The organism is Sphingopyxis sp. GW821-FHT10B01 (genome assembly GCF_059415685.1).
In genome coordinates this window covers 487,223-509,644 of sequence record NZ_JBWKNS010000001.1, presented here as the reverse complement: position 1 = coordinate 509,644, position 22,422 = coordinate 487,223, and the positions used below count along the sequence as shown (strand labels likewise).

Genomic DNA, 22,422 nt, shown 5'->3' with positions numbered 1-22,422 from the left:
GCCGGTTCAATCTATAAACTGGATGTTGCCAAATTCCTAAGCATCGACTGACGCTGGCGGTTCGTCGCCGAGCGCGCGCTTCAACGTCGCCTTGATATTGCGCAGCAGCCGGCGCAGCGCGATGATGACGATGACCGCTGCGATCGCGAGCAGGACTGCGATCACGATTGCGAGCGGCGGGTAGGCGATAGCGAGCGCAAGCAATCCCCCGGTCGCGACATCTTCGCCCGTTGAAACCGCCGCGTTGCTGAACGGTTCGGGACTGATATTGACGACCGCGCGCGTCGTCGCCTTTGCACCATGGCTTAGCAAGGCGCCGCCGCCGCCGAGCAGGAATGCGATGACTTGCCACGCGGGGTCCGACGAATCGACCAGCGCCAGCGCAAGCAGGGCGCCGCCGAGCGGGCGGACGATGCTGTGAATCGTGTCCCAGATCGAATCGACCCACGCGATCTTGTCGGCCAGAAATTCGGCGAGGGTGCCGACCGCGGCGACCCCCAGAACCCAAGGATTGGCCAGCACCTGCAGCGCCGCAAGATGCTCGGGCAGCGGAAGCCAGCCGAAATGCATCGCGGTCCCCGTTGCCAATATGGTGAGGTAGAGCCGCCAGCCGGCGAGGAGGCTCAGACTGCCGGCGACGCCCAAAATCTCGACGATTCCCAAAGTCCTGCTCCCACCCTGTTCAGCGCCGGCATCCTGCACCTGCGGGCGGGCGCCCGCAATGGCGAGATGACAAGGCGGTGCGGCGCGGTTATCGCCATGGTCATGACCAATGCTGTTCCGCCGCCCGCGGCCTTGCCCGATGGGGCCATCCCTGCCGCGACGCTCGTCATCATGCGCCCGTCGGAAAGCGGCGGCCCCGACGAGATTTTGATGGTCAAGCGATCGACGACCATGGCCTTCGCCGCCGGTGCGGTGGTGTTCCCGGGGGGGCGCGTCGACCCCGACGATTATCTGGTGGCACGTCAGCACGGCTTTGGGGCCGATGAAGCCGACGGCGCGGCGCGGGTCGCGGCGCTGCGCGAGACGCTCGAGGAAACGGGGCTGGCTGTTGGCTGGCCTGCCCTGGCAGAGAGCGACGTGGCGGAGGCGCGGCAGGCGCTACTCGCCGGAACCCTGCTCTCCGACATATTGGCGGCGCGCGGCGACCGAATCGCGCTGGAATCATTCGTGCCCTTCGCGCGGTGGTGCCCCAATTTCAAAGAGGCGCGCACATTCGATACACGATTCTATGCCGTTGCTGCCCCGCCGCACGGGCACGAGCTGACCGTTGAAGAGGCCGAGCACAGCCATATTTTCTGGGCGAGCGCGAAGGACACGCTGGCGATGGCCGACCGCGGTGACGTATCCGTGATTTTCCCGACCCGCCGCAATCTGGAGCGCCTTGCCATCGCGGCGGATTTTTCGGGGTTTTCAGCACATTCCAATCAGTTTCCGGTCGAATTGATCACGCCGTGGATCGAGAAGCGCGAGGGGCAGGCTCATCTGTGCATTCCCGGGCATCTAGGCTATCCTGTGACAAGCGAATGCTTGGACAATGTGCGCCGCGGATGACCGGTTCGAACGAATAACTTTTTCCCTATTTAGCAATTTACTAAGATTTGGCGGCCTAGGGCAGAACGTCGTTGCAATTGCTGAAAGCAGCCCCTAATAGGGCCTTGCAGAAGCAGACCGGGGAAATTTCGCCGGTGTGATTCGACAAAAGTAATCCAGTGGACGGAGAAAATGATGAACCTGCTTAAGAAGGCTGCGATCTCTCTCGCAGCGACCTCGATGATCGCGGCGCCGGTTGCCGCTTCGGCTGCTCCCGCAGCACGCGCCGCTTCGGCCGTTGACGGCCAGAGCGAACTCGAAGGCAGCACGAGCTGGATCATCGCTGTCCTCGCTCTCGTTGCTGTCGTTGGCGGCATCATCATCGCGTCGGACAACGACGACGACAAGCCGACCAGCCCGTAATTTCGGCTGATCGATACAGTTACCAAAGGGCTCCGAGCTTCGCTCGGGGCCCTTTGTGTATTCTGGCATTTTGAATGAGCGTTCGCGGCCCAGTTTCGTCGTAGCTGGACCCTAAAGCACGATGTTCCGAATCGCGCGCGATCGTGCAAGCGGGATTGCTTGACGGGCGCGGTCGACCGCGATCTCATCGATCGCGGAGAAGGCCAAGGCATAGCTCTCCGCGCCCACACCGTCCGTAACGCCCGCGTCCGCCAGAACCGTGCCCCATGGGTCGACGGCGATGCTATGCCCATAGGTCTGCCGGCCGTCGGCATGCGTGCCGCACTGTGCCGCCGCAACGATATGGCAGCCGGTTTCGATTCCGCGTGCGCGCATCAGGACGTGCCAATGCGCTTCGCCCGTCGAGACGGTGAAGGCGGCAGGGATCGCGATCAATGTCGCGCCCCGGTCAACCAGCGCGCGATACAGTTCGGGGAAGCGCAGGTCGTAACAGACGCTGAGCCCCAATTGCCCCAGCGGCGTGTCGACGACGGCAAGCGCGTCGCCGCCGGCATAGGCGGCCGATTCCTGCCAATTCTCGCCCGAGGGCAGGGTGACGTCGAACATATGAATCTTGTCATAGCGGGCGCGGATGCTGCCATCGGCCGCGATCACATGGCTGCGGTTGACGCGCCGTTCGCCGTCGTTGGCGAGCAGGGGCATCGAGCCCGAATGCAGCCATATCCCGTGTTTTCGTGCCATCGCCTGCAACGCAGCGGGCCAAGGACTGTCGGCTTCGCGTACGATATGCGCTGCCGAGCGCGCCCGGTCGCGATCGAGCAGCAGCGACATTTCGGGGAGGAAGGCCATGGCGGCACCGCCCGCGGCGGCTTCCCCCATCGCGCGGTCGATGGTCGCCAGATTGGCCGCGGGGTCGATGCCGCTCGTCATCTGGATCAGCGCGGCGCGCGGGGCAGGTTGGTTGTCCATCGCATCTGGCTAAGGCCGTCGCGGCCGCAGGACAAGCATGACAGTTCAGTGGCCAGCAAGGTTTGAAGGCGATAAGGTGGAGCAATGTTCAATTCTCCCGCGCGCAAGCCGCTTCGTTTGACCCGATCCTTCCTTTTTGCCGGCGCTGCTGCCGCGCTGTTGCTGACTGGCCCGCTCGCCAGCGCGCAGGGCGGCGCATCGGCGACCGCCACGGGCACACAGGCAAAGAGTGGTGACTGGCTCTATGTCGGCAGCGACATTCCGCGCGATACCGCGTGGCAGTTCGGGGTCCTCCCCAACGGCGTGCGCTATGCGGTGCGCAACAATGGCGTGCCCCCGGGGCAGGTGTCGATCCGGGTGCGGATGGACGTCGGCTCGATGTTCGAAACGAACGAAGAGCGCGGCTATGCCCATTTGCTCGAGCATCTGACCTTTCGCGGATCGGAGCATATTCCCGACGGCGAAGCCAAACGCATATGGCAGCGATTCGGGGTGACGTTCGGCAGCGATTCGAATGCGCAGACGACGCCCACCCAGACGGTATATCAGCTCGACCTGCCGAGCGTGACTCCGGCCAATCTCGACGAGAGCATGAAATTGCTGTCGGGGATGGTTCGCGAACCCCGTATTTCGGAACTGGCGGTCGCCGCCGAGCGCGGGGTCGTGATGTCCGAACTGCGCGAATCGGACGGCCCGCAAAAACGGATCGGCGATGCGACCAACGCACATCTGTTCGCCGGGCAGTTGCTCGGCGACCGCTCGCCGATCGGCACGACCGCCTCGCTGGGCAAGGCGAGCGCGACATCGGTCACCGCCTTTCACAATCGCTGGTATCGCCCCGACCGCGCCGTTGTCGTCATCGTCGGCGATGCCGATCCGGCGGAACTGGCCCGGTTGGTCGCGAAATATTATGGCGATTGGCGCGCCGACGGTCCGAACCCGGCCAACCCCGATTTCGGCAAACCCGATCCCAAAGCGCCCGCCGCGCGCGAGATCGTCGAGGCGAACCAGCCGCTCGCGCTGACGCTGGCGATGGTGCGTCCTTGGAAAAAACGGATCGATACGGTCGAAAATACCCGGCGCCTCTATCTGGAGTTCATCGCGCAGGCGCTGGTCAATCGCCGGCTTGAAAACCGGGCGCGCAGCGGCGGAAGCTATCTCGTCGCGACGGTCGAACAGCAATATGTCAGCCGCAGCGCCGACGTGACGATGGCATCGATCGTGCCGCTCAGCGATTGGAAGGCCGCGCTTGCCGATGTTCGTGGCGTGATCGCCGACGCGGTCCGCACCCCGCCGTCGCAGGCGGACATCGACCGCGAAGCGAACGAGATTCAGGCGTTCCTCGTCAAGGAACTGGAAAATGCGCGCAACGAACCGGGCGCGCGGCTGGCCGACGATATGGTGCGCGCGGTCGACATCGGCGAAACGGTAACCAGCCCGCAGGGGCAGGTCGACATGTTCAAGGCGATCCGCGCCTCGGCGACACCGAAGGTGATGCTCGACATCAGCAAGGCGATCTTTGCCGCGCCGGTGACGCGCGTCGTGCTGACGACCCCGACTGCAGCAGGCGGCGATGCCGCGGTACTCGCCGCGCTCAAGGCGCCGGTTACCGCGCGCGACGACCGGCTCGCGACTGTGAAGGCCGACTTCAAGCAGCTTCCGGCCTTCGGCCCGCCGGGGACGATCACGTCGACGAGCAACATTCTGGGCCTGCGCGCCGAACGGATCGAATTCGCCAACGGCGTGACCGCGCTGGTTTCGAACAACAAGGTTGAGCCGGGCAAGGTGCGGATCAACGTGCGTTTCGGGACGGGCAACCGCAGCGTTGCCGCCGACGCCCCGAACCTGCTGTGGACGGGCGATTATGCGCTCGTCGCCAGCGGTATCGGCCCGTGGGGTCAGAACGAGATCGATCAGCTGACCAACGGGCGGCAGATTCAGATGAGTTTCGCCATTGACGACGATGCGTTCGAACTGTCGGCGGAAAGCAGACCCGCCGACCTTGCCGACCAGATGCGATTGATCGCCGGAAAGCTGGCCCAGCCGCGTTGGGATCCGGCGCCGGTCGAGCGGCTGCGTATCGGTTATCTGACCGGATATGACCTCAACGACGCGACCCCCAACGCGGTGCTCGACCGCAATTTGCGCGGCTGGCTGACCAACAATGACGCGCGCTGGGCGCCGCCGGACAAGGCGCAGATCGAAGCACTGACCCCGGCCGCTTTTCGCGCCTTCTGGGAACCGCGGCTCGCCAGCGGACCGATCGAGGTACAGATTTTCGGCGATCTTGAATCCATCGACTACCGGAAGGTCCTCGCCGAAACGCTCGGCGCGCTGCCGCCGCGCGCGACCTTGGCCCCGCCCAGCGGCCAGCGCGTCGATTTTGCCAAACATGTCGCCGTACCCGAAATCGCCTACCACCGTGGCGATCAGGGGCAGGCGGCGGCGATGACCGCCTGGCCGACCGCCGGCGGCCTCACCAGTCCGCGCGACGCGCGCGGGCTCGAAGTGCTGGCGGCGATCTTCAACGACCGCTTGTTCGATCGTCTCCGCGCCGAACAGGGGGCCAGCTATGGCCCGGTCGTCGACAGCCATTGGCCGACGGGTTTTGACAGCGGCGGTTATCTGCTGGTGGGCAGCCTGCTCGCGCCCAAGGATCTCGACCGTTTTTACGGGATCGCCAGAGACATCGCCGCCGACCTCGTGGCAAAGCCGGTCACCGCCGACGAACTGACGCGCAATGCGGGGCCCATCCGCGAGCAGGTCGCACGCGCCTCGACGGGCAATGTCTATTGGATGTTCCTGCTCGAAGGTGCGACCCGCGACCCGCGCGTTGCCGCCGCCGCGCTGTCGATTCAGGATGATATTTCCGGGGTCACCGCCGCCGACGTACAGCGGCTGGCACGCCAGTATCTGACGCCCGCGCGGCAATGGTCGCTGGCGATCCTGCCGAAAGGGATGACGCTGGCCGATGCGTCCGCGCTGGGAGCTGCAGCGGCCCCCGAACCGGCATCCGGCGGACGCTAAACCGTCTCGCTGCCCTGCGTCGGGCGTCGGGTCCGGCGGATACGCGGCTCGCGTTCGAGTTGGCCCTTGGTCATGATGTCGTGGCGCATCTTTGCGCGCACATCGTGGATCGATGCGATCACCGGCCCCATCGCGACGCCCAGATCGATCAGCACCGCCTCGGCGAGTTGCAGCGAGCTTTCGAGCGTTTCGGGAACAGCATCGCTCGCGCCCGCCTGATAGAGTGTGGCGGCATGATCGGCGTCGCGGGCGCGGCTGATGATCGGCAAGTCGGGATATTTCTGGCGCAGCTGGCGTGTCATCCGCAATTGTTGCACCGGGTCGTCCATCGTCAAGACGATGGCGTTCGCGGTTTCGATCCCCAGCTTGTCGAGCGCGCCGGGGCGGGCGACGTCGGCGAAACGGACGATGAACCCGTCGCGTCGCGCCGCCGCGACGGTGTCGATATCGGCATCGACCGCAATATAGGGCCGGCCATGTTCGCGCAGCAGTTCGGCGACGGTATGCCCCACGCGGCCGAAGCCGACGACGACGGTACGGCCTTCGGGTGTGTCGTCGCTTTGCGCGTCGCCGGTTCGCATCTCGATTCGCCGCGCGATGTCGTGGCCGATGCGCGCGAGCAAGGGGGTAATGGTCAGGCCGATTGCCGTGACGAGCTGCCAGAATTCTGCCGTATTGCGGCTGATGATCTGAGCCTGGAGTGCGGTGGCGAGGACGATCAACGTCGTTTCGGACGGACTCGACATCAGCAGGCCGACCTCTGCCGCCGTCCCGCGGCGCGCGACATTCGAAAAGCGCAGCAGCGCGGCGGTAACGACCGCCTTGATCGCAACGACGCCGACGACTGCGACGATCAACTGCGGCCACTGTTCGGCGATCGTCTTGAGGTTGAGCCCCATGCCGACGCTGATCAGGAAGACCCCGAGCGCGAGGCCCTTGAACGGTGCGGTGATCGCCTCGACTTCGTTATGATATTCGGTCTCGGCAATCATCAGGCCCGCGAGTAATGCGCCGACGATCGGCGACAGGCCGACGGCAGCGGTCGCCAGCGCCGCAACGATCACCACCAGCAGGCTGGCGGCGAGGAAGAGTTCGGGGTCCTTTGCGCGCGCAGCCTGCGCGAAAATCCTCGGCAACAGGAACCACCCGCCGATTGCGAGCGCAGCGACGACCACGGCGCCCTGCCACAGCGTTGTCAGCAACAGTTCGGCGCTGTCTCCGGACGCCGCAGGGGATAGCGCAGCGAGGATGAAGATGATCGGGACGAGGGCGAGATCCTCGAACAGCAGCATCGAGAAAGAAGCACGGCCGACCGCCGATTTTGTCCCCGCGATCGGGAGAACCAGCGCGGTGGACGAGAGGGCGAGCGCAATGCCGAGCCCGAAGGCCGCAGGGGTCGAATATCCGCCGATCAGTTTCAACGCGATCCCCAGGATCAGTCCGCCGAGCAGCAGCTCTGCCGCGCCGATACCGAACACCAGTTTCCTGAGTTGCCACAGGCGGCGGAACGACAGCTCGAGCCCGATCGAGAAGAGCAGCAGGATGATGCCGAATTCGGCAAAGAGCGCGATATCCTCGGTCGACGCGATCGTGATGTGCTTCAGCCACGGATAGTCACCCGCGAGCGCACCGAGCCCCGATGGCCCGACAAGCAGGCCGACGAGAATGAAGCCGATCACCGGCGGCAGGCGAAAGCGCGCGAAGGCAGGGATCACGATGCCTGCGGCACCCAGTACCACCAGCGCATTGCCGATGGCCGACGTTTCGTTTTCGGTCACCATGGCCCGACCTTAAGCGAGGGCACGGGCGCTTGGCTAGAGTCCCGACAGAATGTTTCGTTGCTTTATTGCAAAAATTGCCAGTGCATGTGCGATGCGGATATCAGCGGACGATCGCGCAATCGCTTATGACGCCGTGAAGGTCGCTTGAGCCTTGTCTGCGCTGGCCATGGCGGCAAGGATATTGCCGATAAGGCGCGTGTCGTCGCGGGTCACCTGGCCCGGCTTCAATCCGGCCCGCTTGAACTCGTTTATCATGATGCCGTTGACCGCGGGGTCGAGCGAACCGGCGAGCAAGGCCGTGCGCATCGCCGGGGTCATTTTGGCATAGATATTGTCGGCGATGGCCGGGGGCAATTTCCGGGCGGTCAGGCCCGTCCTGCCAAAATCGCGAAGGAAAAGCGCGCGCGCATAATCCAGTGCCGCCTTTGTTCGGGCAGCCGGCCATTTATGGGTTTTCGTGCAAGCCTGGTCATTGGCTTGAAGGCGATTGATTGCGTCGGTTTCCGTCTGCGTCCGCTGACCGCCACCTCGCGCGGACAGGCCGCCGATGGCTTGGCGATCGACCGCTGGCGTTGCGGCATAGATGCATTCGAGCGGCGCGGAAGCGGGGGCCGTCGTGGTCATCAGGGCCAAGCTCAACAGAATATTATACACCATCGGCTTGGCTCCCTGACCGAACGCATCGACACGCCATTACGGGCGATTACGCCCGTAATGGCTTCGGGTTCCTCAGGCGCCCATCTTCTTTTCGAGATTTTCGACGATGGCCTCGAAGAAACCTTCGGTGGTCAGCCAGTTCTGATCGGGACCGATCAGCAGCGCCAGATCCTTGGTCATCTTGCCGCTCTCGACCGTCGCAACGCAGACCTTTTCGAGGTCGTCGGCGAACTTGATCAGCTCGGCATTGTCATCGAGCTTGCCGCGATGCTTGAGACCGCCGGTCCACGCAAAGATCGACGCGATCGGATTGGTCGATGTCGCCTTGCCCTGCTGGTGCATGCGATAGTGACGCGTGACAGTGCCGTGTGCCGCTTCCGATTCCACCGTCTGGCCGTCGGGGGTCATCAGCACGCTGGTCATCAGGCCGAGCGAGCCAAAGCCCTGCGCGACGGTGTCCGACTGGACGTCCCCGTCGTAGTTCTTGCAGGCCCAGACGAACTTGCCGCTCCATTTGAGCGCCGATGCGACCATGTCGTCGATCAGGCGGTGTTCGTACACGATGCCGATTTCGTCGAACTGTGCCTTGAATTCGGCGTTGAACACCTCTTCGAAGATATCCTTGAAGCGGCCGTCATACGCCTTGAGGATCGTGTTCTTCGTCGACAGATACACCGGCCACTGGCGGGCGAGGCCATAGTTCAGGCTGGCGCGCGCGAAATCGCGGATCGAATCGTCGAGATTGTACATCGCCATCGCGACGCCCGACGACGGGAACTGGAACACTTCTTCGTCGATCAGCGTGCCGTCTTCGCCTTCGAACACGAGGCGAAGCTTGCCGGGGCCGGGGACGCGGAAGTCGGTCGCGCGATACTGGTCGCCGAACGCGTGACGGCCGACGACGATCGGGTCGGTCCAGCCGGGAACGAGGCGCGGGACATTCTTCATCACGATCGGTTCGCGGAAGACGACGCCGCCCAGGATGTTGCGGATCGTGCCGTTCGGCGACTTCCACATCTTTTTCAGGCCGAATTCCACGACGCGTTCTTCGTCGGGGGTGATCGTCGCGCACTTCACGCCGACGCCATGCTTCTTGATCGCGTTGGCGGCGTCGACCGTGATCTTGTCGTCGGTCTGGTCGCGCATCTCGATGCTGAGATCGTAATAATGGAGATCGATGTCGAGATAGGGAAGGATCAGCCGCTCGCGGATCCACTGCCAGATGATCCGGGTCATTTCGTCGCCGTCGAGTTCGACGACCGGGTTGGCTACCTTGATCTTGCCCATGCTTTCAGCCTTTTTCCTTGGGGAGTCGGAGTTGCGAGGGCCTTAGGCAAAGCCGAGCCAATGTTCAACTGCCGGTGGAACTGGCCGGGCAGCTTATCCATTGTCAGTATAGAAGCGGCCCCCTAGAAGAACGCCCATGTCCAATATCATATCCTCGAACCGCCCCGGCGGCGGTATCAAATGGCACTGGCCGTCGATCCATCCCGAAGGCCGCAAATTCCTTTTGATCGCCGGTATCGTGACTCTCTGTTTCTGGCTGCTCGGCTGGGAAATCATCGGCTGGCTGATGCTCGGCGTGACCCTGTGGGTCGGCGCCTTCTTCCGCGATCCGGTGCGCGTGACCCCGGTGGGGAACGATGTCATCATCGCGCCCGCCGACGGGCTCGTCACCCAGATCGCCGAAGTGCCGCCGCCGCCTGAAATCTCCGGCCCCGACGGGCTGGGCGCGGCGCCGATGCTGCGCGTGTCGATTTTCATGAGCGTGTTCGACGTCCACATCAATCGCACACCGGTCGCCGGAACGCTCCGCAAGCTCGTCTATATCCCCGGTAAGTTCCTGAACGCCGATCTCGACAAGGCGAGCGAAGAGAATGAGCGCCAGCATTTCGTCGTCGAGCGCGCCGACGGCGTGCGTATCGGTTTTACCCAGATCGCCGGTCTCGTCGCGCGGCGCATCATGCCCTTCGTCACGATGGGCAACGAGCTTGCCACCGGCCAGCGCGTGGGCCTGATCCGTTTCGGCAGCCGCGTTGACGTTTATCTGCCGGCGGGAACGACGCCGCAGGTCCTGCTTGGTCAGCGTACGCTGGCGGGTGAGACAGTCGTCGCACGGATTGGCACCGCCGAGACGATCGACGGCATCGGGCAATAGGATGATCGAGGACGAGCAGGTCATTCCCGACGCGGCGGGGCGCCGCATTGCCGGGGTCAGCCTGCGCGCCTTTGCGCCCAATGCGATTACCATCCTCGCGCTATGCTCGGGGCTGACCGGCGTCCGTTTCGCGATCGGCGCGGAATGGGCTGCGGCGGTGACGATGATCATCGTCGCCGGGGTGCTCGACGGCATGGACGGGCGCATCGCGCGCTTGCTCCGCGCACAGAGCAAATTCGGCGCCGAGCTCGATTCGCTGTCCGACGTGATCGCTTTCGGCGTCGCGCCGGCGATGATCCTCTTTCTCTGGTCGCTGGCCGACGCCCCCAAATTCGGCTGGACCGCCGCGCTGGCACTTGCGGTCTGCTGTGCACTGCGCCTCGCGCGCTTCAATTCGCGCATGGATGCCGATTTTCAGCCGCACAAGTCGGCGGGCTTCATGACCGGCATTCCGGCGCCGGCCGGGGCAGGGCTGTCGTTTGTCCCAGTCTATCTGTGGCTGGTGACCGGGGACGACCTGTTCCGCCAATGGTATGTCGTCATGCCCTGGGCGCTCGGTGTTGCGATGCTGATGATTTCGGCGATCCCGACGTACAGCTGGTCGTCGATCCGCCTGCGCCGTTCGTGGCGCCTCTTTGCATTGGCTGGCGTGGGGCTGTTCGGCGCAGCGCTCGTCACCGCGCCCTGGCTGACTCTGCTCGCCGTGTGTATCTTATATGTAATTGCACTGCCTTTCGGCCTTGCGAGCTATGCGAAGGTCAGGCGGCGCGGCTAAGCGCCGGCTGCATGCGCGCCGCAGCGCGGACAGGGCGCGGCGCATCGTGGCGCGTCGGCGAACGGCGCAACGTCATCTTCTGCGGAGCGGGGCCGGCTTGCGATGTCATGGCGACGGGGAAAGCGCCTTCGCCAAGGAGTGCCGAGAGAATCGCAGTCTCGTTCGATTTCAGCATGGCCAGAATCACTGTGACGCCGAGTCCGGCGGCGAGGGTGAAAAGGAGAGCGGCTGCGATCTGAACCATCATCTTGTCCTTTCGGCTTTCGTGTGCGAAACCTTTTGTTAACCAGCGACGGTTCCGTTGGGCTTTTTGTTCCATGTTCCCGTTTTGTTCTCAACTGTTTTGCGACGAACGGAGTCGCTTTGTCGTCCAGTCGAGTCGAGCGCCCTGTCTCCATCGGGCCCGAAAATGGACGCGCACCCTTGCTTTTGGTGGTCAAGCCAGCTAACGGCCCGCGCATTCCACATGGAAGGCGCACATAAACCGGTGCCGGATCGTTCGCTTGCGGACCTTCGGTTCTTGCTTTCCAGAGGACCAACCGGAAGGAGAAAGACTATGGCGGCACCTGTCGTCACGATGCAGAATCTTATCGAGGCTGGCGCCCACTTCGGCCACCAGACCCACCGCTGGAACCCGCGCATGAAGCCGTATATCTTCGGTGCGCGCAACGGCATCCACATTCTCGACCTGTCGCAGACCGTGCCGCTTTTCGCGCGCGCGCTCGACTTCATCGCCTCCTCGTCGGCTGCCGGTGGCAAGGTCCTGTTCGTCGGCACCAAGCGCCAGGCGCAGGGTCCGATCGCCGACGCCGCGCGCGCTTCGGGTCAGCACTTCGTCAACCATCGCTGGCTGGGCGGCATGCTCACCAACTGGAAGACGATCTCGGGCTCGATCAAGCGTCTCAAGACGCTCGAAGAGCAGCTTTCGGGCGACACCTCGGGCCTCACCAAGAAGGAAGTGCTCAACCGCACCCGCGAACGCGACAAGCTCGAAATGTCGCTCGGCGGTATCCGCGACATGGGCGGCATTCCCGACGTGATGTTCGTGATCGACGCGAACAAGGAAGAGCTGGCGATCAAGGAAGCCAACGTCCTTGGCATCCCCGTCGTCGCGATCCTCGATTCGAACGTCTCGCCCGACGGTATCGCGTTCCCGGTTCCGGCGAACGATGACGCCGCGCGCGCCATCCGCATGTATTGCGACGCGGTCGCCCAGGCGGCAACGCGTGGCGGCCAGCAGGCCCGTGCGAACCGCGGCGAAGATCTCGGCGCGGCTGTCGAGCCCGTCGCCGAAGCCGTGCTGACCGAAGAAGCGGCCGCTCCGGTTGCTGAAGACGTTGTCGCTCCGGTGACTGAAGACGAACAGGTCCCGGCCGAAGCTGCCGCAGAAACCGAACGTCAGAGCGACGCCTAGTCGCTCTCGGGCATAACGGGACGGCGCGGCAGTGGTCCGCGCCGTCCTGTCATCCCTCTGACTTATCGCCCCGCCATGCGCGCGGGCGTCCCGCGGGCCAGATGGGCTCGCCCCTTTTGAAAGGATTATCCCATGGCTGAAATTACGGCCGCTCTCGTCAAGGAACTGCGCGACCGCACGGGCGCAGGCATGATGGATTGCAAGAAAGCCCTTGCCGAAAACAACGGTGACATCGAAGCATCGATCGACTGGCTCCGCACCAAGGGCCTCGCCGCAGCCGCCAAGAAGTCTGGCCGCGTTGCCGCCGAAGGCCTCGTTGGCGTTGCCACCGACGGCACCCGCGGCGCGATGGTCGAAGTGAACAGCGAAACCGACTTCGTCGGCAAGAACGAGCAGTTCCAGGAATTCGTCCGCGACGTGACCCGGGTCGCGCTCGCCGGCAATGTCTCGGACATCGAAGCGCTCGGCGCTGCGACCTATCCGAGCGGCGGCACCGTCGCGGAAAAGCTGACCAGCAATATCGCGACGATCGGTGAAAACCAGTCGCTGCGCCGTAGTGTCATCGTCTCGGTGAACTCGGGCGTCGTCACGGGCTATGTCCACAACGCCGCCGCACCCGGCATGGGCAAGATCGGCGTGCTCGTCGCGCTCGAATCGACCGCCGGTGCCGACGTTCTCGAGCCGCTCGGCAAGCAGCTGGCGATGCACGTCGCTGCCGCGAACCCGCTGGCGCTGAACGGCGACGACCTCGACGCCGAGATGGTCGCCCGTGAACGCGCGATCGCCGAGGAAAAGGCTGCCCAGTCGGGCAAACCCGCCGAAATCGTCGGCAAGATGGTCGACGGCGCGATCGCGAAGTTCCGCAAGGAAAACGCGCTCCTGTCGCAGCTGTTCGTGATGGACGGCAAGACCCCGGTCGCCGAAGTCGTCGCCGCAGCCGGCAAGGATGTCGGCGCGACGATCACGCTCAAGGGCTTCGTCCGCTTCCAGCTCGGTGAAGGCATCGAGAAGGAAGAAAGCGATTTCGCGGCGGAAGTCGCAGCAGTCGCTGGCGTCTAAAAAAGAAACGCCCGATTGCTGCGCCCTTGGCGCCGCAGTCGGCTTGGCAATGGCGCGTGCCCGTTCTAGGGTGCGCGCCATTCGCTTATTCATCGATTACATAAGGTTCCCCCGATCATGGCACTGCCCGGCATGAAACGTATCTTGCTGAAACTGTCGGGCGAAGCGTTGATGGGTTCGAGCGCCTTTGGCATCGACCCCGAAACGGTCGCGAGCATGGCCGCCGAGGTCAAGGAAGCCAAGAATCGCGGGCTCGAAATCTGCCTCGTCATCGGCGGCGGCAACATCTTTCGCGGCATGGCGGGCGCCGCCAAGGGCATGGATCGCGCGCAGGCCGATTATATGGGCATGCTCGCCACCGTGATGAACGCACTCGCGATGCAGAATGCGCTCGAACAACTGGGCGTCGAAACGCGCGTTCAGTCGGCGATCGAAATGGACAAGGTGTGCGAACCCGTTATCCGCCGCCGCGCCGAACGCCATATGGAAAAGGGCCGCGTCGTGATCTTTGCCGCCGGCGTTGGCGCCCCTTATTTCACGACCGATAGCGGGGCTGCGCTTCGCGCTGCCGAGATGAAATGCGACGCGCTGCTGAAAGGCACCAGCGTCGACGGTGTCTATAACGCCGATCCCAAGAAGGACCCGACCGCGGTCCGCTATGACACATTGAGCTATGACCGCGTGCTCGCCGACAATCTGAAGGTGATGGATGCGAGCGCGGTGGCGCTGTGCCGTGACAATCATATCCCGATCGTCGTGTTCAACATCCGTGAACCCGGCAATCTGGCGCGCGTGCTGGCAGGCGAGGGTGTTTCTACCGTCGTCCGCGACGCCGCCTGACTGAATCAAGAGAGGAAAAGACGATGGCGAAATATGACAAGGCCGACCTTGAGCGCCGCATGCACGGCGCGGTCGAATCTTTGAAGAGCGACCTCGCAGGCCTCCGCACCGGCCGCGCGCATACCGCGCTGCTCGATCCGGTCACGGTCGAAGTTTATGGGGCGCACATGCCGCTCAATCAGGTGGCATCGGTCAGCGCGCCCGAACCGCGCATGCTGTCGGTGCAGGTGTGGGACAAGTCGAACGTCGGCCCGGTCGACAAGGCGATTCGTTCGGCAGGCCTTGGCCTCAACCCGATCGTCGATGGTCAGACGCTGCGCCTGCCGATCCCCGAAATGACACAGGAGCGCCGCAAGGAGCTGTCGAAGCTCGCCGGCAAATATGCCGAGGCGGCGCGTATCGCGGTGCGCAACGTCCGCCGCGATGGCATGGACAATCTGAAAGCCGACGAGAACAAGAAGGAAATCAGCGAGGACGAGCGCAAGCGCCACGAGACCGAGGTGCAGAAGCTGACCGACGCGACGATTGCCGAACTCGACGCCGCGGCGACCGCCAAGGAAAAGGAAATCCTGGGCTAGTGCGTTTCTGCGCCCGCTCTCTTTCCGTTCGTGTCGAGCGAAGTCGAGACACCCATCGGCCTCGCGCGACCGCGATGGGCATCTCGACTTCGCTCGATGCGAACGGGGTTTAAGGCTTTCGCATGACGATAGCTGACCACGGCGCGCGCCATGTCGCCATCATCATGGACGGCAATGGCCGCTGGGCCAAAAAACGCTTTCTGCCGCGCGTCGCCGGTCACAAGGCCGGGGTCGAGGCGGTGCGTACGATCGTGCGCGCCGCGGGCGACCTTGGTATCGAGGCGATGACGCTTTATGCCTTTTCGTCGGAAAACTGGAAACGGCCCGAAGAAGAGGTCAGCGACCTGATGGGGCTGATGAAACGCTTCATCCTCAGCGACCTTGACGAATTCGCGGCGAACGACGTGAAGCTGAAAGTGATCGGCAACTGGCGCGCACTCGCGCCCGATGTCGTCAAGCTGATCGAAAATGCGCTTGAACGCACCGCGGGCAACAAACGTACCACGCTTGCGGTGGCGCTCAACTATGGCGCGCAGGACGAACTGGTGCGCGCGGCAACGGCTGCCGCGGCGGCGGGCGACATCAGCGAGGCGTCGATCGAGGCAAATCTCGACACCGCCGACATGCCGCCGCTCGACCTGCTCATCCGTACCTCGGGTGAGGTCCGGTTATCGAACTTCCTGCTGTGGCAGTCGGCCTATGCCGAGCTTTATTTCACCGACATTTTGTGGCCGGATTTCAAACCGGCCGATCTCAAGGCGGCGCTCGACCATTTTGCGCGCCGCGATCGTCGTTACGGGGGACTTTAGGGCATGACAGCAGGCAAGTCGGATCTGTGGGTGCGGGCTGGATCGGCGATCGTCCTGTTTGCGATCGCGGGCACCGCGCTGTGGTTCGGCGGTCTCGCTTTCGGTCTGTTGCTGCTCGTCGGCGGCGCACTCGTCCTCGTCGAATGGTTTGCGCTGGTGCGCGCGATGACCATCGGCGGCGGTGCCAAGACTGCGCTCCATTTGCTCGGTCCGGTCCTCGTTCTCGGGGCGATGGCGGGGCTCTGGTTCATCCGCGACAATCTCGGCATGACCGCTGCGCTCTGGGTTTTCGGGATGGTCTGGGCGACCGACATCGGCGCCTATTTCGCGGGGCGCGCCTTTGGCGGCGCGCGCCTGGCGCCCAAAATCAGCCCGTCGAAGACTTGGTCGGGGCTGATTGGCGGGATGATCGCGGCGCTGATCGCCAGCGCCACGATCGGTGATCGCGCGGGCATCGTCGGCGTGCCGCTGTGGATCGGCCTGTTCATGGGGCTGCTCGCTCAGATGGGGGATCTGGCGCAAAGCTGGATGAAGCGTCGCGCCGGGGTCAAGGATTCGGGCAAGCTCATTCCCGGACACGGCGGCCTGTTCGATCGCGTCGACGGCGTGCTGCCCGTGGCGCTGCTGCTCGGTGCGCTGGCCTTTGCCGGGCATATCGCCGTGCGGGCCGCGGGTTGATATGACCCAGCGCCGCCTCTCGCTGTTCGGCGCCACGGGATCGGTGGGTCAATCGACCCTCGATCTCGTCCGCCGCGATGGCGAGGCCTGGCAGGTCGGGGTGCTGACCGCCAACAGCGATGTTGCCGAACTGGCAAAGCTCGCGAAGGAATTTCGGCCCGACATAGCGGTGATCGCCGACGAAGCCCGTTATGGCGAGCTTGAGGACGCACTCACCGGCACCGGCATCGCAATTGCTGCGGGCGCCGACGCGCTGGTCGAAGTCGCGCAGCGGCCCACCGACCTCGTCATGGCGGCCATCGTCGGCACCGCCGGCCTCGCGCCAACAATGGCGGCGCTTGCCGCCGGTTATGATGTGGCGCTTGCCAACAAGGAAGCTCTGGTGTCGGCTGGCGAGCTGATGACCGCCGTCGCGCGGACATCGGGCGCCACGATCCTGCCGGTGGACAGCGAGCATAATGCGATCTTTCAGTGCCTCGCGGGCGGGCGGATCGATCAGGTGCGGCGGATCATCCTGACCGCGAGCGGCGGCCCGTTCCGGACGATGAGCGCCGCCGATATGGCGCGCGTCACGCCGGCGCAGGCGGTTGCGCACCCCAATTGGTCGATGGGCGCCAAGATCAGCGTCGATTCGGCGACAATGATGAACAAGGGCCTCGAATTGATCGAGGCGTATCATCTGTTCCCCGTCGGGCTCGACCGCATCGAAATCCTCGTCCACCCGCAATCGGTGATCCACAGCCTCGTCGAATATATCGATTGCTCGACGCTGGCGCAGCTCGGCTCGCCCGACATGCGCATCCCGATCAGCAGCGCGCTGGCCTGGCCGCAGCGGATGGCGACCCCATGTGCCCCGCTCGACCTCGCCAGCATCGCCCGGCTCGATTTCGAAGCACCCGACGAGGTCCGTTTTCCCGCGACGGCCCTCTGCCGTGCGGCGATTGCCGAGGGCGGCGCACGCCCCGCACAGCTCAATGCCGCGAACGAAGTGGCGGTCGCCGCGTTCCTTGCCGGCCGCATTTCCTTTCCGGCGATCGTCGACACGGTGCGCCGGGTGATCGATGCGACGGCCCCCGCCGCGCCCGCATCGCTTCACGACATATTCAGCGTCGATGCCGCATCCCGCGCGGCCGCCCGGCATTATGTGGACCAATGTGAACATGCCTGACATTCCGCTTTGGCTCTATCCGATCGCGTTCCTCGCGGTTCTTGGCCCGCTCGTGTTCGTGCACGAATATGGCCATTATATCGTCGGCCGCTGGTGCGGGGTGAAGGCCGATACCTTCTCGATCGGTTTCGGCCGCAAAATCCTCGGCTGGACCGACAAGCGCGGTACGGAGTGGAAGATCGGCTGGCTGCCGCTCGGGGGGTATGTCCAGTTCGCCGGCGACCGCGATGCGGTCAGCCAGCCGAACGCCGACTGGCAGCAACTGCCCGTCGAACAGAAGTCGCATACCTTTCCTGCCCAGCCGGTGTGGAAACGCGCGCTCATCGTCCTTGCGGGGCCGGTGACCAATTTCCTGTTCGCGATTGCGATCTTCGCCGCGCTGTACATGACTTACGGTACCCCCGAGACACCCGCGGTGGTGGGCGGGGTAGAGCCGAAGAGCGCCGCACAGCAAGCCGGCTTGCGTGTCGGCGACCGTATCGTCAGCATCGATGGCCGCTCCATTGCGATATTCGAAGATATTCAGGCGGCAGTTGCCTTCAACCTTGGCAAGCCCGCCAATCTTGAAATCGCGCGCGGCGACGAGCGTATCAACGTTGTTTTGCGTCCACGCCTGATCTCGAAAACCGACCAGTTCGGGAACAAAGCCGAACTCGCGATTATCGGCATCCGCTCGGGGGCTCAGATCTACTCGGCGGTTGGTCCCTTGACCGCCGTCCGGGCAGGTGCGGAGCAGACCTGGGGTCTGGTGCGACTGACCGGTAACATACTGGGCCAGTTCGCTACCGGACAGCGCTCGGTCAAGGAAATGGGCGGACCCATCAAGATCGCCAAGCAGTCAGGCGAAATGGCGACCCTCGGCGTTGCCACCCTGATCTTCTTCGTCGCCTTCATTTCCATCAATCTGGGGTTCATCAACCTCTTGCCATTGCCCATGCTTGATGGTGGTCATTTGCTCTTTTACGCCTATGAGGCGATCCGGCGGCGGCCCGCACCGCCCCAAGCGCAGGAATGGGCGTTCCGATTCGGCTTCGTGGCTATCGCAACCCTCATGCTGGTCGTGACTTTCAATGATTTGGGCTCAATTGGCGTGTGGGACAGGATCGCGCGCTTGATTGGATAGCCGGAGTGGGGCAGGGAGTTGCGCGCGAACCTGCGGTCAGGCGGGTTTGGCGCTTTTGAGTTATTTTTTCGGGATGAACAGCGTGGCTTCACACAAACTCTCGGCGCGGACACAGCTGTCGGCCCTCCTCATGGCAGGAACGATGCTGGCAGCGCCGGTGATGGCGCAGCAAGTCGCGCCACCGGTGGTTCCCGCACCTGCTTCTGAAGCGGCGCCGTCCGCGACGACGGTCCAGTCGATCACCGTCGTCGGCAACCAGCGTCTCGAGGCGCAGACGATCCTGTCGTACCTGCGCCTGCGCGTCGGTCAGCCATATGACCGCTCGGTGCTCGATCAGGCGCTGAAGGATCTTGCCGCGACCGAGCTGTTCAAGGATTTCCAGATCACCGATAACGCGGGTGCGCTGCAGATTCAGGTGACCGAGAACCCGGTGATCAACCGCGTCATCCTCGAAGGCAACAAGCGCCTGAAGGAAGACAAGATCCGGCCCGAGATCAAGCTTGCGCCGCGTCAGATCTTTACCCGGTCGAAGGTCCGCGCCGACGTTGCGCGTATCATCGAGCTCTACAAGCGTCAGGGCCGCTTCGCCGCGACGGTTGAGCCGAAGATGGTGTCGCTCGACCAGAACCGCGTCGACGTCGTGTTCGAAATCAACGAAGGACCGAAGTCGAAGGTCCGCCAGATCAACATCCTCGGCAACGAAAAGTTCAGCGACGGCGAGCTCAAGGGCGAGATGGCGACGAAGCAGTCGAGCCTGATGACGATCCTGTCGTCGAACACCAGCTACGACCCCGATCGTCTCGCTTATGACCAGCAGAAGCTGCGCCTGTTTTATCTCGCCAATGGCTATGCCGATTTCCGGGTGATTTCGGCGGTTGCCGAACTGACGAGCAACAAGCAGGACTTCATCATCACCTATGTCGTCGAGGAAGGCGAACGTTACAAGTTCGGCGATATCGACGTGAAGAGCGAACTGCGCGACTTCCAGCCCGAGATGCTGAAGAAGCTGCTGCCGATGCACAAGGACGACTGGTATGACGCCAAGCTCGTCGAGGACACCGTCGAAAGCCTCAGCGAAACCGCGGGTCTGTTCGGCTACGCTTTTGCCGACATCAACCCCGAATTCCGGCGCGACCCCGAAACGCGGACGATGGCGATTACCTTCAACGTCGCCGAAAGCCCGCGTACCTACGTCGAACGGATCGACGTCAATGGCAATACGCTGACCCACGACAAGGTCGTGCGCCGCGAATTCCGCCTGAACGAAGGCGACGCCTTCAACAGCTTTGGCATCAAGCGCACCGAGAACCGCATCAACAGCCTCGGTTATTTCCAGGAAAATCTGGAGATCGAGCGCAAGGAAGGCAGCGCTCCCGATCGCATCATCCTCGAAACCAATGTTCAGGAAAAGCCGACGGGCGAGTTGTCGCTGTCGGCCGGTTTCTCGTCGATCGAGAATTTCCTGCTTCAGGCGTCGATCCGCCAGCGCAACTTCCGCGGCCTCGGTCAGCAGTTACAGGCGTCGGTCAATTATTCGAGCTATTCGAAGTCGATCGAACTCGGTTTCACCGAACCCTATCTGTTCGACCGCAACATCTCGGTCGGGGGCAGCGTCTATCGCCGCGACCTGAACTCGTTCAACTTCATCAACAACGACCGCCGCACGACGTTCCAGCAGGTCACGACCGGCTTGCAGCTCAATGCCGGTGTGCCGTTGACCGAATTCATGTCCTTCTTTGCGCGCTACAGCATCAACTTCGACGATGTGACGCTCGACAAGTCGATCTATTATTTCGGCGACCAGTGCGATCCACTCGTTGCCGGCCGTTATCTTTGCGACGCGATCGGCAATCGCACCACCTCGCTGCTTGGTTACACGCTGGCCTATGACGATCGCGACAACCGCATTCGTCCGACCCGCGGCCAGTCGCTGTCGCTCAGCCAGGATTTTGCCGGCCTCGGCGGTAGCGTGAAATATGTTCGTACGCGCCTGTCGGGGAGCAAGCATTTCAACCTTGGCAGCCGTTTCATCCTCAATGTGTCGGCCGAGGGCGGTTACATCTATCCCTTCGGCAGCCGGCCGACCCCGACGAGCGACAAGGTCCGCCTGACCGATCGCTTCTTCTTGGGCGAACCGCAGATGCGCGGCTTCGATATCCGCGGCGTCGGCCCGCGCGTGATTCGTTATAATTCGGTCGATCTCACGAACCCGGCGAATCCGATCCTCGATACCACGACGAATGATCGCGGGCAGATCGACGACGCATTGGGTGGCCGCGCTTATTATCAGGGGCGTCTCGAAATCGATATTCCGCTGGGTACCGGCGCGAAGGAAATGGGCCTGCGGCCGTCGATCTTCCTCGACGTGGGTTCGGTGTTCAGCGTGCGCAGGCCGCAGTTGACGACGCTGGCAAACTTCAAGGATCCCACCGACAATCTGACCAAATCTCTGTGCCGGAATTCGACCACCGGGCAGCAGGCTTTTGCGACGAATACCCCGAATCCCGACGGCACGCCGTCTGGTCAGTACAATACCTGTGCCACTGGCTTCACGGCGCTCTCTCCATTCGAAGAACGCTTCTTTGGCGATACGTGGATGCCGCGCGTGTCGATCGGTGCCGGGGTCAACTGGAACTCTCCGTTCGGTCCTTTCCGGATCGATTTCGCTTACGCCCTTCGCAAAGAAGAGGGCGATGACACCAAACGCTTCTCATTCAACGTAGGAACCCAATTCTGATGAAGAAAATTCTTGTCGCTTCGGCGCTGGCCGTAGCCACCCTGTCGGTTTCGCCCATCCTGTCGGCTCCGGCCCTTGCCCAGGCAAAGGGTGTCGGCGTTGCCGACGTCCGTGCCGCCGCTGCGCGTTCGAACGCCTTCCAGACCGCGTCGACGCAGATCGAGACGACCTACAAGGCACAGATCGATCAGCAACAGTCGCGCGGCCAGACGCTGCAGGCCGAAGTCAACGTCCTGATCGCCAAGTATAATGAAGAGGCGAAAAAGACTCCGCAGAACCAGACGACGCTGCAGGCTGCTGCCAAGGCCGTGCAGGACAAGCGTCAGGCTGCACAGACCGAACTCGGCCGTATCGGCGCGCCCGTCGATCTCGCCATCGCCTATGTCGAAGACCAGATCAGCGTTCGCATGAACGAAGCAATCAAGGCCGCGATGACCGCAAAGAAGGTCGACCTGCTGCTTAACCCCGACGCGGTTCTGGCGCGCGAAAACAATGTCGACATCACCGACGCGGTGGTTACCGAACTCAATCGCATCCTGCCGAACGTGTCGACCGCTGTACCGGCGGGTTACCAGCCGGGCCAGCTCGTCCAGCAGCGCAACCAGCAGCTGATGGATCAGGCCCGTGCCGCCCAGGGTACGACCCCCGCCGCTCCGGCGCCGACGGGCACCGCACCGACGACCCGCTGAATCT

21 protein-coding genes are annotated in these 22,422 nt (G+C 63.4%); 15 read left to right on the top strand and 6 right to left on the bottom strand.

The features are described 5' to 3' along the window. Positions 1-36 precede the first annotated feature (36 nt). Entirely contained in the window at positions 37-663 is a 627-nt protein-coding gene (locus AC07NV_RS02215; protein WP_495164702.1) for a DUF4126 domain-containing protein, read from the bottom strand. A gap of 102 nt (positions 664-765) precedes the next feature. On the opposite strand from AC07NV_RS02215, the gene AC07NV_RS02210 reads away from it, so the two are divergent. Further along, positions 766-1,554, top strand: coding sequence for an NUDIX hydrolase (locus AC07NV_RS02210; RefSeq protein ID WP_495164701.1), 789 nt, complete (start codon positions 766-768; stop codon positions 1,552-1,554). Positions 1,555-1,725: 171 nt separating this feature from the next. Beyond that, on the top strand, positions 1,726-1,956 hold the full coding sequence (locus AC07NV_RS02205; RefSeq protein ID WP_231732538.1) for a hypothetical protein: 231 nt from the start codon (positions 1,726-1,728) through the stop codon (positions 1,954-1,956). A gap of 111 nt (positions 1,957-2,067) precedes the next feature. Here AC07NV_RS02205 and AC07NV_RS02200 read toward each other — a convergent pair whose 3' ends face one another. After that, on the bottom strand, positions 2,068-2,925 hold the full coding sequence (locus AC07NV_RS02200; protein WP_495164700.1) for a carbon-nitrogen hydrolase family protein: 858 nt from the start codon (positions 2,923-2,925) through the stop codon (positions 2,068-2,070). 84 nt (positions 2,926-3,009) lie between these two features. Between AC07NV_RS02200 and AC07NV_RS02195 the strand changes: the two genes are divergently transcribed. Continuing rightward, positions 3,010-5,952, top strand: a complete 2,943-nt coding sequence (locus AC07NV_RS02195; protein ID WP_495164699.1) for a M16 family metallopeptidase — start codon at positions 3,010-3,012, stop codon at positions 5,950-5,952. On the opposite strand, the gene AC07NV_RS02190 is transcribed toward AC07NV_RS02195, so the two are convergent. The 3 genes from AC07NV_RS02190 to AC07NV_RS02180 form a co-directional block, all read right to left on the bottom strand. Further along, on the bottom strand, positions 5,949-7,733 hold the full coding sequence (locus AC07NV_RS02190) for a cation:proton antiporter domain-containing protein (protein WP_495164698.1): 1,785 nt from the start codon (positions 7,731-7,733) through the stop codon (positions 5,949-5,951). The two genes, AC07NV_RS02195 and AC07NV_RS02190, sit on opposite strands and share 4 nt — an antisense overlap. 123 nt (positions 7,734-7,856) lie before the next feature. Next, positions 7,857-8,390, bottom strand: a complete 534-nt coding sequence (locus AC07NV_RS02185; protein ID WP_495164697.1) for a hypothetical protein — start codon at positions 8,388-8,390, stop codon at positions 7,857-7,859. Positions 8,391-8,462: 72 nt separating this feature from the next. Next, entirely contained in the window at positions 8,463-9,677 is a 1,215-nt protein-coding gene (locus AC07NV_RS02180; protein ID WP_495164696.1) for an NADP-dependent isocitrate dehydrogenase, read from the bottom strand. A gap of 136 nt (positions 9,678-9,813) precedes the next feature. Here AC07NV_RS02180 and AC07NV_RS02175 point away from each other — a divergent pair, with 136 nt between their 5' ends. Together AC07NV_RS02175 and AC07NV_RS02170 are read left to right on the top strand one after the other, a co-directional pair. Then, positions 9,814-10,548 carry a phosphatidylserine decarboxylase gene (locus tag AC07NV_RS02175; protein WP_495164695.1) on the top strand — a complete coding sequence of 245 codons (735 nt, stop codon included), beginning with the start codon at positions 9,814-9,816 and terminating at the stop codon, positions 10,546-10,548. A 1-nt stretch (position 10,549) separates the two neighbouring features. After that, positions 10,550-11,323 (top strand): CDP-alcohol phosphatidyltransferase family protein, encoded by a 774-nt coding sequence (locus tag AC07NV_RS02170; RefSeq protein ID WP_495164694.1) that lies wholly within the window; start codon positions 10,550-10,552, stop codon positions 11,321-11,323. Here AC07NV_RS02170 and AC07NV_RS02165 read toward each other — a convergent pair. Then, positions 11,307-11,570, bottom strand: a complete 264-nt coding sequence (locus tag AC07NV_RS02165; RefSeq protein WP_495164693.1) for a hypothetical protein — start codon at positions 11,568-11,570, stop codon at positions 11,307-11,309. The genes AC07NV_RS02170 and AC07NV_RS02165 overlap by 17 nt on opposite strands. A gap of 309 nt (positions 11,571-11,879) precedes the next feature. On the opposite strand from AC07NV_RS02165, the gene rpsB reads away from it, so the two are divergent. The 10 genes from rpsB (at position 11,880) to AC07NV_RS02115 (ending at position 22,418) form a co-directional block, all read left to right on the top strand. After that, positions 11,880-12,737, top strand: a complete 858-nt coding sequence (gene rpsB / locus AC07NV_RS02160; protein ID WP_495164692.1) for a 30S ribosomal protein S2 — start codon at positions 11,880-11,882, stop codon at positions 12,735-12,737. Positions 12,738-12,869: 132 nt separating this feature from the next. Continuing rightward, positions 12,870-13,796, top strand: a complete 927-nt coding sequence (gene tsf / locus AC07NV_RS02155) for a translation elongation factor Ts (RefSeq protein WP_495164691.1) — start codon at positions 12,870-12,872, stop codon at positions 13,794-13,796. Positions 13,797-13,913: 117 nt separating this feature from the next. Then, a complete protein-coding gene (gene pyrH / locus AC07NV_RS02150) occupies positions 13,914-14,636 on the top strand; it encodes a UMP kinase (RefSeq protein WP_495164690.1) in 723 nt (240 codons plus the stop codon). Positions 14,637-14,659: 23 nt separating this feature from the next. Further along, the gene (gene frr / locus AC07NV_RS02145; RefSeq protein WP_495164689.1) at positions 14,660-15,214 is read left to right on the top strand and encodes a ribosome recycling factor; all 555 of its coding nucleotides are present in this window, start codon (positions 14,660-14,662) and stop codon (positions 15,212-15,214) included. Positions 15,215-15,336: 122 nt separating this feature from the next. Beyond that, positions 15,337-16,023: a polyprenyl diphosphate synthase gene (gene uppS / locus AC07NV_RS02140; protein WP_495164688.1), complete on the top strand. Its 687-nt coding sequence runs from the start codon at positions 15,337-15,339 to the stop codon at positions 16,021-16,023. Between the two features lie 3 nt (positions 16,024-16,026). Further along, positions 16,027-16,701: a phosphatidate cytidylyltransferase gene (locus AC07NV_RS02135; protein ID WP_495164687.1), complete on the top strand. Its 675-nt coding sequence runs from the start codon at positions 16,027-16,029 to the stop codon at positions 16,699-16,701. Between the two features lies 1 nt (position 16,702). After that, positions 16,703-17,869 (top strand): 1-deoxy-D-xylulose-5-phosphate reductoisomerase, encoded by a 1,167-nt coding sequence (locus tag AC07NV_RS02130; protein ID WP_495164686.1) that lies wholly within the window; start codon positions 16,703-16,705, stop codon positions 17,867-17,869. Beyond that, positions 17,844-18,992, top strand: coding sequence for an RIP metalloprotease RseP (gene rseP / locus AC07NV_RS02125; protein ID WP_495164685.1), 1,149 nt, complete (start codon positions 17,844-17,846; stop codon positions 18,990-18,992). Before AC07NV_RS02130 ends, rseP begins: the two co-directional genes overlap by 26 nt. A gap of 73 nt (positions 18,993-19,065) precedes the next feature. Beyond that, complete coding sequence (gene bamA / locus AC07NV_RS02120; RefSeq protein ID WP_495164684.1) at positions 19,066-21,729, top strand: outer membrane protein assembly factor BamA; 2,664 nt, start codon at positions 19,066-19,068, stop codon at positions 21,727-21,729. Further along, on the top strand, positions 21,729-22,418 hold the full coding sequence (locus AC07NV_RS02115; protein WP_495164683.1) for an OmpH/Skp family outer membrane protein: 690 nt from the start codon (positions 21,729-21,731) through the stop codon (positions 22,416-22,418). Before bamA ends, AC07NV_RS02115 begins: the two co-directional genes overlap by 1 nt. The last annotated feature ends 4 nt before the right edge of the window (positions 22,419-22,422 follow it).